Below are 13933 nucleotides of genomic sequence, written 5' to 3'. Positions count from 1 at the left end.
CATCAACACACAAGAAGCGAAAAGCCATGCAAGAACACAAAAATCAGCCACTCAATGACTTTATTGAGTACCCTCATGACGAGATGCTTAAACGCGCCGAAGAGTTTTTAGCCGTGAGTCAGCGTCGCCACAGTATTCGCAGCTTTAGCGACCGCCCAGTGCCAAAAGAAATAATCGAAACCTGTATTAGAGCGGCTGGCACTGCACCGAGCGGTGCCAATCATCAACCTTGGCACTTTGTAGCAATACACAGCAGCAATGTGAAAAAACAAATTCGTGAAGCCGCTGAAAAACTAGAGCGCTCATTTTATGAAGGTCGCGCAGGTGAAGAATGGTTAGATGCCTTAAAACCACTTGGCACAGATGCCAGTAAGCCCTACCTTGAGCATGCGCCTTGGCTAATTGCCGTGTTTAGTCAAAAGAAAGGCGGTATTTCTGCCGATGACAAAAATACCAATTACTATGTTCATGAATCTGTTGGCCTAGCAACAGGCTTTTTAATTCAAGCACTACACAGAGCTGGTCTTGCCACCCTCACGCATACACCAAAGCCAATGAGCTTTTTAACCGAAATTTGTGGTCGTGATAAAGATAATGAGCGCCCTTATATGCTACTAATTGCAGGCTACCCAGGAACAGATGCAACCATCCCTGAGCATGCCTTAGTGAAAAAGTCGCTAGACGAAATAGCGACCTTTATTTAGTTTTAAAATCAACAGCCAGCACATCACCCGGGTTTAAACCTGAAACGATGTGCTGCTTACCATCGAGCATTTCACCAAGGCGCACATAGCGACGCACTATCTGATTATTTTCAAGTAAATAGACCATACTCAATTGGCCATATTGGTGCACCAAGCTTGACTCAATCAACACCCCTTTTTCAGTGGCGAGCGGTAATTGTAATTGTGCATAAAGCCCAGGCATTAACCCAGTTTGCGCATCTGTTTCTAAACGGATTTCCATACTACGCGCAGCACTATCAGCAACAGGCACAATTTCTGTCACTGTGGCAGGCATTGACGTTGATAAAGCAGGTAGTTTAACCGTTAGAGTTTGACCAACATTCAACTTAATTGCTTGTTGTTCTCTAACATTAAATGCTAATTGTAATTGTTGTGGGTTATACAGTGCGAGTAATGGCGTGCCAGGAGTTGCGGTATCGCCAGGCTCTGCAAAACGCTCAACCACAACACCTGAAATCGGTGCTTTAATTTGCGTAAAACTCAGTGCAACTTGCGCTTGTGTTTGCTGCTGCTTAGCAATCGCTAGGTTCGCCGTTAAATTATCGAACCTTGCTTTTGCATCGTCGTATTCGCTAACAGATACCAAGCCTTGCTTGTATAAATCGTTAATACGCTTTAGTTGTTTCTCCGCTTGAGTCAGCGAGGCATTAATTGCATTTATTTGTGCTTCGCTTTGAGCAAGTCCTGCTTTAAAGTCATCTTGCTGCAAGGTAATTAGCACGTCACCTTGTTTTACAGTATCGCCAGCGCGTACATTTAAACGCTCAACTTGTGCCATTACACGAGAAGAGATTTGCGTATTTTGTTTTGCAATCACGGTGCCCGGTACAACTTCATCACGAGCAATATCTGCCAGTGTTACTGTCACTAACTGACCAGTGTAATCATTTGCCGATGGGTTTTTCATGCCTGCAGCTTGCTTATCAGAGAAACTGCCCGCCATGTAAAGTACCGCCACAATGATCACAGATAACGCGATGATTGAACCAATAAGTTTCGATTTACCCTGCATGAGCTTGTTCCTCTTTGGCTGCATCCTTTGCAAACACTAAATAATAAACCAGCGGCACAACAAATAATGAGAACAATGTTGATGCCACAATACCAAAAATAATTGCGATCGCTAGACCGCTAAATACCGGGTCTAGGGTGATCACCAAGTTACCTAATAAGGTGGTTCCCGCAGTCAGTAACACAGGGCGCATACGCACCGTACCTGCGGCAATCAAAGCCTGTTTAATTGCCATACCTTGGCCGCGAGCTTGATTAATAAACTCAACTAAAATAAGTGAGTTACGAACCACAATACCAGCAAGTGCAATCATGCCTATCATGGCTGTTGCGGTGAATAGCACCGGCTCTGGAGCACCAGCAATAGTGCGCTCTCCAAATTGATTCAAAAGCCAAAAGCCCGGCATGATCCCTATTACGGTTAATGGAATAGCCGACATGATGATCAGTGACAAACTCGCAGAGTTTGTTTGAATGCGTAAGATGATGAAAATTGCAGTGAGCGCAAACGCAAAGGCAATCCCCATGTCTCTGAATACATCAATGGTAATTCGCCATTCACCTTCACCACTAAAGGTCACGTCAGTGCCAGCAGGTAATTGCCAAACTTGGCCACCACCATTATTGAAAAAGTGCCTACTTTGCCAATCTGTTTGGCTAAATTCGTCAGTGCTGATGCCTAAGTCGGCGTTAACGTCAGCAATAATTTCAGCGGGTGTACGACCATTTAGCTCAGCCATAACATATACAACATTACGCTGATCTTTACGCATAATTGGCTTGGCAACCTCTTGATGCTGAAATTCACCTAACTCAGATAGCGCCACCAGCGGCCGCGGTGCACTTTGCAGCCCAAATTCGTCACTGGTTTTTGCAAGTTCCCTATCGCCACGCACTTGTAAAGCCAGCAATTCAGCAAATTGGTTACGGTCTTGATATGGTAGTTGCAGCTTTATATCGACAGGATCTGTTTCGCCGCTAACATATAACACCCCAACATTTTGCCCATGCGAGGCAATGGCTAAGGTCTGGGCAATATCTTGCGTAGACACCGCCGACAATGACGCTTTACTTTTATCAGTAACAAAACGTTGTAACGGCGCATTGGCAGCAATACTGGTATCAACCTCAACCACATGCTGCTCTTGCTTTAATCTTGCTGCAACGGCAAGTGCTGCTTGATAGTGAGTCTCTGTATCAACAAATGGCTCACTGTAAACTTCGGCCACTAAGGTACTTAAAACCGGCGGACCCGGTGGCACTTCAACCACTTTAATTACAATGCCATCAGTTGCCAGTGGCGCTAATGCGGCACGCAAGCGCATGACCACGCCATGAGATTGATGATCACGCTCAGTTTTATCGAGCAGTAATACTCTGAGTTCAGCTAAATTAGCAGCTTCACGTCGATAATAACCACGCACCATACCATTAAAGTCCATGCTTGATGGCTGACCAACATAGGCTGCCGCCTCGCTTACTTCATTTAATTGCCAAGTGATGGTTTGTACTTGTCGAGTGAAAGCGGCGGTTTGCTCAAGGCTCGTGCCTTCTGGCATATCAATTAAAATTTGCAACTCGTTTTTATTATCAAACGGTAATAGCTTTAGAGGCACTGCACGCATTACGGGTAACATGGCACTGGCGATAAACAAAGCTAATGTGGTCCATAAAACGAGTTTGGCGCGGCCTTTAGACTCAAGTAATGGCGATAACATGCGCTCGTATAAGCTATGGGGGTTAGCTTCTAGTTGCATGCTGTCATCGACTGGCGCTTTAAGTAATTTCATGGCTAACCATGGCGTGACAAAAAATGCCACTATGGTTGAAACCATCACACTGACCGGTACATTAAATGCCATCGGTGCCATATACGGCCCCATCATGCCGGTGATAAATGCAAGTGGGATAAATGCCACCATAATGGTCAATGTAGACATAAACAGCGCCACACGAATTTCGCTCATGGCATCAACTATGCGTTGTTTTTTATCGCCTTTTTTTGTTAAAAAGCGACTTATGTTGTCTATCCCAGTAATGGGATCATCAACCAATAGACCTAAAGAAAGTATTAATGCAAACAGCGTGACTCGGTTAATCGTATAGCCAAAGGCAAAATCAAGTGTCAGGGTGATGCCGTAGCAAATAGGTACCGCTAGCCCCACAACAATCGCTGGTCGCCACCCTAAAAATACGCCAACAAAAATAACCACGGTAAATACCGCAAACACTAAGCTCGAGGTAAGGTTATTTACTTTTTCGTTCGCTGTTTGGCCATAGTCACGCAGTACGGTGTAGCCCACTTCATCTGGTAGTAGATTAGCCGATAAACTGTCCATCATGCTGTGCACTTCGTTAGCCACAGCTACCGCATTGGTGCCTGCTTGTTTAGCGACACTAATGGTCACTAAAGGAAGTTGTTGCTGGTTATCTGAATGAGCCAACCATTGATAACTTTGTGCTTCGCTTGGACCATCACTCACCTGGGCCACATCGCTTAGATAAACACTCTTACCGTTTACCACGTTGACAACAAGACGTTCAATCGCAGATTGAGAGCGTAAAACATCACCCACTTGTAAGGCAATTTGCTGCTTACCCTCAACAACACTGCCCACATTCACTAATTGGTTAGATACGCTAAGCGCATAATACACATCGGTTAGGGTTGTTTGATGTGCAGCAAGAGCACTTGCATCAAGGTTAATCGTTAATTGACGAGTTCGACCAGCAATCACTTTCACTTCGCTGGTATTTTCGATGCGCTGTAAACTGTTAGCGATTTCGTTGGCAAAGCGAGTTAGTTGATAGTCATCGTAAAGTTTTGGATCTTTACTAAATAAGCCCAGCATCACAATGGGTACATCGTTCACTTCAACCGGACGTATTTGCCATGAGCTGATCACTGACGCCATCGTGTGTTGATAGCTATAGAGTTTAGCGTAAGTGTCGAGAATGGCTTGCTCACGATCGTGACCAACTTCAAAGCGAAGAGTAACAACAGTAGCATTACTTTGTGTAGTCGAGTAAATATGCTCAACACCCGTTAACTGCGCCAATAACTTTTCCAATGGTTCAGTTACCAGCCTTGCTACTTCTGGCGCTTCAACGTTTGGCGCTGCCACATATATATCAAGCATCGGAACCACAATTTGCGGCTCTTCTTCACGGGGGGTTTGCTTCAATGCCATTAAACCAAGCAGCACCGACATAATAAAAATAATGACAGGGAGGCGACCACTCAAGCTGTTTTTTACTGCATTATCGATAGCATTCATTGCTTAATTACCTTTGCAAAATAAGCCATGTAGGGTCGCTAAGATTGATACCACATTTTCATCCACCACGCGGTAATAAATAGTTTGGCTTTCGCGTCGAGTAGCAACTATCTGAGCTTTTCTCAGCGCCGCTAAGTGTTGCGATAATGCAGACTGCGCCAACGGCACAGCTTCGTTTAATTCGCTCACGCTCATTTCACCATCTTGCAGCGAACATAAGATCATCAAACGATTTTTATTCGCCAATATCTTTAGCATTTGCTCTGCTTGTTCCACATTGTCGGCCATAGCCGCAAAATCGATGTTCATAATCGCACTACTCTATATTCTTAAAATACCGCTAAAGTATAGATTGATATATTAGAAAAGTCTAATATTAGAATTTACTAATGTAGAATTATCTAATATATTAAATACATCACTCTGTTATCGAGGTCTTATTATGAAACTAAATGACGCGCTTCGCTTAATTGCTGGTGTAATGATCTGTATTTCATTGTTGCTACAACAGTTTCACAGTCCGCTGTGGATTTGGTTTACGGTATTTATTGCTCTAAACTTAATTCAATCGGCATTCACTAAGTGGTGCCCAATGATCACCATTTTACGCAAACTTGGCATGGAGGATTAGTATGCTGACCCCAATTCCTGACTTAATGAAAATTATTGCCCCAAACCAGCGCCGCATTAGCGCTGACCAAGCAAAACAAGAATTAAGCGAAAACCACGGTTTATTAATAGACGTACGAGAACCTGCTGAGCACGCAACTAAAGCAGCAACAGGTGCAATTAATATCCCGCGTGGTGTACTTGAAATGAAATTAATGGAAATTGAAAAAGATCCTGCAAGACCCATTTACTTACACTGTGCAAGTAGTGCCCGCGCCACACTAAGTGCCGAAGCACTGACTCGTGTTGGCTACGAAAATGTCACTGTAATCACCTGTAATGCAGAGCAAATCTGTCAGGTTTTTTAACGCTTTTCATCTAATAGCGTAACTAACATTTGTTCAATGTTTTTTACGCTATAAGTAAGTGAGCGCAGCAGTTCTAACTGAGTATCTTCAGGTTGATGTTCAACCTTAGCACTGCTGCTTTGAGTCATTTCATCTTTTTGTTTCAAGATTGCTTCGCGAAACTTCTCAGCATCAACCACTCCGAGCAATGATACCAATGCACCTTGTCCTGATTGACCTGCCGTTTCAAAACTCAGTCGATAAAGGCCAAATTGACGCATTAAAGGACCTTGGCTAAGTGCCACATCGGTTATTTTTTCAAGTGGGATCGATTTTTCTTCTTTAAAGAAGACACCGCGTTTTACCACTAACTTACGCGTTAACAACGTGGCTGACATCGCCGCTAAAATACGCCCTGCCACCAGCCAGATTATTAACGCAACTATGGGAATGAAAGGGATCCCTACCATACTAATCACACAGGTAAAAATACCCAGTAATAACCAATATTGTTTTACTTTTGGATCAAAGCTAGCACTCGTTAAACTGGTTTCTGTCATCATAGGCTCCTTGATAGAGAGTTATGACAATATACAAACTTTTCATTAAATACAAAAAAAGCCGAGCAAAAGCCCGGCTTAAGGGTACTGCAGGGAAAGCTATTCCACTGCTTCAACCGTCACTGTTAGTTTACTCAGATCAGGTCCTTGCACTGTAAAACGATAATCGCCAGCAGCTGCAATACTCAGGGCGATATTGGCGCCAACCGCTTCTAGTAAAGCCGCTTCGCCAAGCACAGCAACAGGGGCATCACCACTGCCACCGTAATCCACCGTATTCCAGTCTTCAGAAGCGACTTTGAACTCATAGTCACCAGCCTCTAAAGTCATGGTGGTACTGTACATCGCATCACCAGCATAAATCAGTGGATTATCTGTGCTCCAATCATTTACGCTACCACGTAAGTAAACTTGAGTTTCGCCAAACATTTCTGCATTGAATACGCTCATAAGTGGTTCTTCAAGGTTACTGGCATCAAACACAAACTGATATTGACCATCGCTTGCAATATCCATTGTCATATTTGCGCCTTTTACTGCGAGTAGTTTTTCAGTACCCACTGTAACCGCTGCACTACTTTCACCTGAACCATAATCCACCGTGTTCCAATCTTCAGAGGCCACTTTGAACTCATAGCTACCCGCAGTTAACTGTTTAGTGAAGGTATAAACACCTTTGCCTTGATAAATTAACTCATCACTGGTGCCCCAATCGTTTAAGCTACCGCGTACATAAATTGGCGTACCAACAAATGGCTCTTCGTTGTAGACGTTAAGCACTGGGTTTTCGGTGTCTGTGGCATCGAATGAGAACACATAAACAGCATCCATTGCCGCCGTAAAGGTCATATTAGCGCCACTGCGTGTTAGCGGCTCATCTTCGCCTTCGATCACTTCAGCAACATCAGCAGAAAGCGCACCAAAATCAACGGTAGACCAATCTTCAGAAGCCACTTTAAATTCATAGCTGCCTGCTGTTAGAGGAATCGCAATTTTGTACTCGCCATTACCCACATATTCAAAGCTATTTGCCGTACCCCAGTCATTTAACGAGCCACGAACATAAACTGTTGTGCTACCAAATGGCACAATATCTGGCGCACCCACAGTCGCATCGGCACTTAAGCCTTCACCTTGTGCATCAGCTTGTGGTTTCACAAACACAGCAACAGTATATGGCGGAACATTAAAGGTACCTTCGCCTTCACCAGCCATAAAGCTTGCTGCTGACATACTTGAGTCAACACTCGCTTTTAAAACAGGGTGAAGCTCAAAACCCGCAGCCGTTGATACCGTATGCGATAAGCTTTGCTCCGTACCGTTCATCACCACGACGATGGCATCGTATTGGCTATCTATGTCAGTCAAACCAATACCATCATCGATACTCATCACTACTAAGCCTTGCTGTTGACGCTTACCAATATTGTGGAAGCCAACGCGGTCTAAGATGTCTTGCTCTGTGGTTAAACTAAATAATGGGCTGGCACTACGAATTGCTAAGAATTCAGTAAATACATTACTTGCGTACTCAATGTCGCTTGCCATCGCTTGCGCATTCGTATTTGCTGAAATAGACGCAATTTCGCCCCACTTCGCTTGGTTATCTTGCGCAGGAGGTAGGCCTACATTCCAGTTATTGGTACCCATACTGAAATCAACAAAGTTGAACCAATCACCAGAATCATAACTGTTACGATCCATTGATTTAGAACGCAGCATATCAGCACCCATTTGCATAAATGGAATACCTTGGCTCATCAGCGGCATAGCTAAAGCCATATTGTGAACACGCACACGCTCTTCAATACTTAAGTTAGTGCCATGTTTATATTGCAGCTGATCCCATAGTGTTTCGTTATCATGCTTAGAGACATAGTTAATGCTGTCAGCCGGGTCAAGGGCATAAGCCGCTGGCTGACCACTCCAGCTAAAGCTACTGCCTTTTGCTGAATTACCTTTAAAGTCTTTAAGAATGTAGTTTTGTAAGTTACCGGCCAGTGATAAACGCAACGTATCTTGCTCAGATAAATTGCCATCTGTGACATTATTACTAAAGAACGCACCACCACGAATTGCTTCACGTATACGGTCATTAAAGGTACCTACTTCAGTACCTGCCATATCCATTTGTTTAGCTTGCACAAATAAACGGTTATCAGCGACTTCACCAAAGTTCCACCCTTCACCGTAGAAGTAAGTATCTGGGTCAACCGCTTGCACTGCACTAAGCGCGGTCATAATTGAGGCTTTTGGCATATGCCCCATCACATCAAAGCGGAAGCTATCGTAACCAAAGTCGCGGGCTAATATCACCATAGAGTCAGTAACGAACTTATCCATCATGACATGTTCTGTTGCAGTATTTTCACAGCAGGTTGAACGCTCGATATCACCAGAGGTTTCGTTGTATCTGTGGTAATAACCCGGAACGAGTTTATCGAACACTGATTTATCCCAAACACCTGATGAGGTCGTGTGGTTGTAAACAACATCAAGCACGACACGTAAACCTATTTCTTGTAAAGACTGGATCATCGCACGCGTTTCTTTAACTCGTGCAATACCTTCAGGCGATGAAGCGTAAGAGCCTTCAGGTGCAATAAAATGATGCGGATCATAACCCCAGTTAAAGCTATCAACACCACGCATTGCATTAGCAAGTGCTTGAGCATCATCAGAGCCTGGTAGATATGACGCCATTAAATCAACTATCAATGCACTCTTATCTTCGGTTTTACATGCATCGGCATCATCGTCAATGCGGCTACATAAATCACCTAAGGTTGCAGTAATATCAACACGCTGACTGGCATCTTCATCTATGGTGCCAATATCTGTCAGTGGTAGTAAATGGAAATGAGTTAAGCCATTATCTGCCAGCTTTTTGAGGTGTTGCATTGGTGCGCTATCAAGCTCAGTAAACGCAAGATACTTACCACGGTTTGCTTCACTGACGGTTTCATCCCGTACACTAAAATCACGCACATGACCTTCGTAAATGACCGCTTGCTCAGGGTAATCAACCGTTGGCACCATACGCTCATCCCAGCCAGTTGGTTTAGTATCTTCATCATCAAGGTTGATCAGTTGGCTATATAGACCATTGGTTGAAACGTTTAATGAATAAGGATCTGTGCTCCATAAGCTTTCAATTTGCTTAGTCGCAGGATGATAAACATCAAATATAAAGCGGTAGTAATGGCGATCGTGACTTATATCGACATTGCTAGACCAAATACCCGTTGTGCTATCAAAGGTCATAGCAAGTTGTTCAAGCTCTGTTTTATCAGCATCATACAGCGCTAATTTCATATTGCTTGCAGTCGGCGCCCATACCGACACATCAATGCCATTATTGGCGTAATGCACACCTAGTTGTGCTTCATTAGCATCACTTTCGCCACTAGTGTATAAGTCATCGAGGGCTTTAGCGGCTTGCACATAAGTGGCTTCTGTTAGCTTGCCATCAGCATCATAGCCTGCCACAACCAGTTGTTGTTTAATAAGCTCTTTTGCAGCGGCTGCATCCCAGTTACCTTGGTATGCATTCCATCCAGCAAGGTGCGGCACTTTAGCGATTTGTTCATCGCTTAAAGATGTCGATGTAAGCTCAACCACTTGACCATTTAACTCACCGGTATCTTCATCGACAGCTAAATCAGCACTGTTTGATGAGTGTAATTTAATAATGCTTGTCAGCTCATTACTTGGCTGGTAAATCACAGTAGACAAATCAATCCAATGCGCTGAAGCACCAGAAATACTCACCGGGCGCTCACCTAAGCTAACTATTGGATATTCAAATACTGATGGTTCACCATGAATAGTAAAGTTCATTCGTTGGAACTTTTCATCGTCCTGCATCAATGGCATTTTTAAATCAACATCACCAAACGCTTTGCCAGACCCTTCGGTACCAATATGCACGATGAAGTTAGCACACTCGTTGTAACCTTCTTTTAGTTTTACAATCCAGTACGCGCCATAGTTAGGATCAATACCATCGTATTCATGCCCATTGGCCCAATCAGTGGCATCAAACGGCGCTGCGTACGCATCACAGTCATCGTTATTCCATGAGTGTAATCGATAACCTTCGTAGGCATCATCACTGGTGCGGTTATAGAATAAGATGGCTTCGTCATCTGCAGGGAAAACCACAGGATCAGGCAAAGTGGGATCAGCGCCTACCACGCAGCTTTCATTATTCTCATCGGGTACCGTTGGTGCCGGACAACTAATCGGTGGTGGATCAACACACTCAGTCCCCGCTTCATTGGGAACTTGCGGGACACTACAGGTCAATAAAACTTGCCCAGAATCTATATCGTTACTAGCGCCACCACCACATGCAGTTAGCAATACCATGCTACATGCAATCAGTAAGCGGCTAAAATTAGCTATTATTTTCATATTATTATCTCCAACTTACTGATCAATGGTTATAGGTAAAACCTAGATAAAACTGACGACCAAAAAATTGCGTGGTGCCTGTTTTACTGGTTGTTCCAAAGTAGCTTTGTGTTGGTTCATCGGTTAAGTTATTCACTTGTAATAACATGCCGAATGAATCTGTGAACTGATACGACGTTTGGAAATCGACAACCGTTTCTGCATCAAAATTCACCACTTGCTCATTGACAGCAACTTGCTCTGAAACGAAATCATCGCGATAACGCACATTCAAACGTGTTTCAAAGTTTTCATAGCTGTAAAAAAGTGTGCCGTTAAAGACATTGTTTGAAAGGCCAGGCAAGTCTTGCGACACAGAATCACCACCTAAATCGGTAATAGATTGCACCTCACTCTCGGTATACGAGTAACTGGCGTTAATACCTAAACCTTCAAACGGCGAGGGTAAGAAAGAGAAAACTTGCGTATAGGCAAGCTCAATACCACGAATATAACCGCCTTTGGCATTGTTAACCGCAGTTGTGTACACCCCATTTGTGGTTTCGATTTGCTCACCGCTGACAGGGTCAACAATGTATTCTGGTACGTTAAAACCATTACCCTTAAAGTCAAAGTTCTCGATAGCTACCGTATCTATGAATGAGTCGATATTCTTATAAAACGCAGCAACAACCAGTGCACCATCGGTGTCTTCAAAGTATTGCTCGTACGAGATATCGTATTGATCAGCATAGAAAGGTTTTAAGAATGGGTTATTAGTACTTGAACCGTTAATTTCGCCGTCATTGTTAACCGATGCACTGGCATCACCCGCTAAACGGTTAATCGGAGCGCGCGCCATCACTTTTGCCGCAGCAAAACGAATTTGTGTCGCGTCACTCACTTTAAAGTTCAGATTTAATGAAGGCAGGTAGTCTGTGTATTTAATGCCTAACACGCTTGGCGCATAAAGGTCGTTAACAATGCCATTGTCATCAACAATATATTGCGCTCCTAGCTGCGGATCGCCACCGACGTTTTCGAGTACCGTCGCTGACTGATCGGTATCTACTCGGCGAATACCAATATTACCTGTAACGGGCAGAGTGCCAATTTCAGTATCAATATTAAGCATAAGATAGGCTGACACTACTTCTTCATACACTGAGCCACTTTGTAACATGGTCCATGAGTAGTTAGTGGTATAGCCTTGCGCATCTGGCTCACCATCACCATCTAAATCCACAACACCATCGGCGTTACCCCAGGTCTGTACTGGCTGAGGAGTTCCATCAGGAAACCATGCGTTGAGTGCTTTATCTAAATCTATCGCTAAATATGATGGGAAATAACTAAACTCACCTTGCCAATCGACTACTGTAGTCATGTCATCAGTAAGACGAAGCGGTGGTTGAGTCGAGGAGAATGCACCATCGTTACCGTATTCAAATACAGAGCGATTATTGCTGTACTCACGGTCTGAATAACGAGCGCCAAATTCAATTGAGCTAAACCAGTTATTCTCTAACTCATACTTAAAATCGAGTCGAAATGCTTTTACTTCATCTTCATTTTCATACGGGTAAATACCGTATTTACTGACCATAACTCGGTCAATATCGCTAAATGCGTCGGCTTGGTTAAAACCTACATCAGGCAAGTTTAAGCCGTTCAATTGATAGTTTAGCGATACATTGGTATCGAACACAGGGTTCTCAACGGTGGCATCTTCTGCTACCAATGCCCACAGTAAACCATTGCGGAAATTACTTTTCGCACGTGATAGCGACACGTCAGCATTGACGTTTAAACGCTCAGTAACTTGCCAATCGGCATTAATGCCATAGCTGTCTACTTCATCAAAGTCTTGGTTATCATCATTAACGATTTCAACACGGGTAAAGCTATTTGATGTGCGGTTAATTGCACCACCAATCACCGCATTACCGTCAAGCACTGGGTTAGCATACACCGCAGACGGACCACCAAACTTAACCCGAAAACCACGGGCAAATGATTCGCTATCAAAACGTGATAAAAACGCATCACCTTTTAGTTTAAAGTTATCGGTTGGCACCCATTCAATTGAGGTTAAATAACCATTACGGGTTTCTTCACCACCTAAGTGCTGAAGCTCAAACCCTTCACTGATGTATTCATTAGCAGGGTTATCTGCAGGGCCATCGGTATCATTTGCTAGCCCATCAACATCTTTATTACCGTTATATGCTAAACCGATAAACTGAGTCGCCACACTTGGTTGGAATAAGCGCGCGTAACCCACTGCGACACCTAGCGTCTCGTCAAGAAACTTGCCTTGGTAAGAAAAGCTAATACGGTCGCCATACTCCGTGGCATCAAATACCTCTGAAGCACGGTCGTTATACATACCACGCACATTCGCAGTAAATTTGTGTTGCTGGTCATTATCCAATGGGCTGGCTGTTTGTAGCTCTACCGTACCTGCTACGCCCCCTTCAATAAGTGAGGCCTTAGGCGACTTGTAGACCGCCGCGGAACTGATTAACTCTGACGGGTATTGGTCAAACTCAATACTGCGACTACCACTAGTAGATACTTGCTCTCGACCATTTAATGTCGAAAAAACAAATCCACCAGATAAACCGCGTATGTTGATTTCGGCAGCTTGGCCACCGGTACGTACCGCCGAGATCCCCGGTAGACGTGTTAATGCATCAGCCATAGACACATCAGGTAATGCCCCTAAGTCATCAGCTGATAGTTGCTCAGAGACAGTGTCGCTAAAGCGTTTTTGATTTAATGATTGAATTAAGCTGCGACTAAAGCCGCGCACTTCGATTACTTCTAGCTCAGGATCGATTTCCTTTGCTGATGTGCGTTCTTCTTCCGTCGCCGCTATTGCACTATTTGCTGCCACTAAAGCCAGCATAAGCGCACTTAGCTTGAATTTCCCCATTGGATTTCCACCCTGTTGTCGTTGGAGGTGTTGTATTTGTGGTTATTGT

9 protein-coding genes are annotated in these 13933 nt (G+C 43.9%); 3 read left to right on the top strand and 6 right to left on the bottom strand.

Translation table 11 applies throughout. From position 1 onward, the window contains the following. Window positions 1-26: 26 nt before the first annotated feature. Window positions 27-704, top strand: a complete 678-nt coding sequence (locus tag AADY36_RS01280) for a nitroreductase family protein (protein ID WP_054562828.1) — start codon at window positions 27-29, stop codon at window positions 702-704. Here AADY36_RS01280 and AADY36_RS01275 read toward each other — a convergent pair. From AADY36_RS01275 to AADY36_RS01265, 3 genes are read right to left on the bottom strand one after another with little or no spacing between them, the layout of a single operon-like run. Next, complete coding sequence (locus AADY36_RS01275) at window positions 697-1758, bottom strand: efflux RND transporter periplasmic adaptor subunit (RefSeq protein WP_285221809.1); 1062 nt, start codon at window positions 1756-1758, stop codon at window positions 697-699. The two genes, AADY36_RS01280 and AADY36_RS01275, sit on opposite strands and share 8 nt — an antisense overlap. Then, a complete protein-coding gene (locus tag AADY36_RS01270) occupies window positions 1748-5035 on the bottom strand; it encodes an efflux RND transporter permease subunit (RefSeq protein ID WP_342408414.1) in 3288 nt (1095 codons plus the stop codon). Before AADY36_RS01270 ends, AADY36_RS01275 begins: the two co-directional genes overlap by 11 nt. Window positions 5036-5038: 3 nt before the next feature. After that, on the bottom strand, window positions 5039-5344 hold the full coding sequence (locus tag AADY36_RS01265; protein ID WP_054562831.1) for an ArsR/SmtB family transcription factor: 306 nt from the start codon (window positions 5342-5344) through the stop codon (window positions 5039-5041). A gap of 133 nt (window positions 5345-5477) precedes the next feature. Here AADY36_RS01265 and AADY36_RS01260 point away from each other — a divergent pair, with 133 nt between their 5' ends. Both AADY36_RS01260 and AADY36_RS01255 read left to right on the top strand, forming a co-directional pair. Then, window positions 5478-5666, top strand: coding sequence for a YgaP family membrane protein (locus AADY36_RS01260; RefSeq protein WP_054562832.1), 189 nt, complete (start codon window positions 5478-5480; stop codon window positions 5664-5666). 1 nt (window position 5667) lies between these two features. Next, window positions 5668-6012: a rhodanese-like domain-containing protein gene (locus AADY36_RS01255; RefSeq protein WP_054562833.1), complete on the top strand. Its 345-nt coding sequence runs from the start codon at window positions 5668-5670 to the stop codon at window positions 6010-6012. Here AADY36_RS01255 and AADY36_RS01250 read toward each other — a convergent pair. From AADY36_RS01250 to AADY36_RS01240, 3 genes are all read right to left on the bottom strand, one after another. Continuing rightward, window positions 6009-6551, bottom strand: a complete 543-nt coding sequence (locus AADY36_RS01250; protein WP_054562834.1) for a PH domain-containing protein — start codon at window positions 6549-6551, stop codon at window positions 6009-6011. The two genes, AADY36_RS01255 and AADY36_RS01250, sit on opposite strands and share 4 nt — an antisense overlap. Before the next feature lie 99 nt (window positions 6552-6650). Then, entirely contained in the window at window positions 6651-10967 is a 4317-nt protein-coding gene (locus tag AADY36_RS01245; protein ID WP_342408413.1) for an alpha-1,6-glucosidase domain-containing protein, read from the bottom strand. 22 nt (window positions 10968-10989) lie between these two features. Then, complete coding sequence (locus tag AADY36_RS01240; RefSeq protein ID WP_342408412.1) at window positions 10990-13884, bottom strand: TonB-dependent receptor; 2895 nt, start codon at window positions 13882-13884, stop codon at window positions 10990-10992. Window positions 13885-13933 lie beyond the last annotated feature (49 nt).

The organism is Pseudoalteromonas sp. D15MCD-2 (genome assembly GCF_038562745.1).
Lineage (GTDB): Bacteria > Pseudomonadota > Gammaproteobacteria > Enterobacterales > Alteromonadaceae > Pseudoalteromonas.
Note: the sequence above shows the minus strand (reverse complement) of the source record. Positions and strands in the feature narration are given on the sequence as shown.

Coding starts and splice junctions, on each gene's coding strand:
- AADY36_RS01260 (WP_054562832.1), top strand. CDS start 5,478: ATGAAACTAAATGACGCGCTTCGCTTAATTGCTGGTGTAATGATCTGT.
- AADY36_RS01240 (WP_342408412.1), bottom strand. CDS start 13,884: ATGGGGAAATTCAAGCTAAGTGCGCTTATGCTGGCTTTAGTGGCAGCA.
- AADY36_RS01250 (WP_054562834.1), bottom strand. CDS start 6,551: ATGACAGAAACCAGTTTAACGAGTGCTAGCTTTGATCCAAAAGTAAAA.
- AADY36_RS01280 (WP_054562828.1), top strand. CDS start 27: ATGCAAGAACACAAAAATCAGCCACTCAATGACTTTATTGAGTACCCT.
- AADY36_RS01270 (WP_342408414.1), bottom strand. CDS start 5,035: ATGAATGCTATCGATAATGCAGTAAAAAACAGCTTGAGTGGTCGCCTC.
- AADY36_RS01265 (WP_054562831.1), bottom strand. CDS start 5,344: ATGAACATCGATTTTGCGGCTATGGCCGACAATGTGGAACAAGCAGAG.
- AADY36_RS01245 (WP_342408413.1), bottom strand. CDS start 10,967: ATGAAAATAATAGCTAATTTTAGCCGCTTACTGATTGCATGTAGCATG.
- AADY36_RS01275 (WP_285221809.1), bottom strand. CDS start 1,758: ATGCAGGGTAAATCGAAACTTATTGGTTCAATCATCGCGTTATCTGTG.
- AADY36_RS01255 (WP_054562833.1), top strand. CDS start 5,668: ATGCTGACCCCAATTCCTGACTTAATGAAAATTATTGCCCCAAACCAG.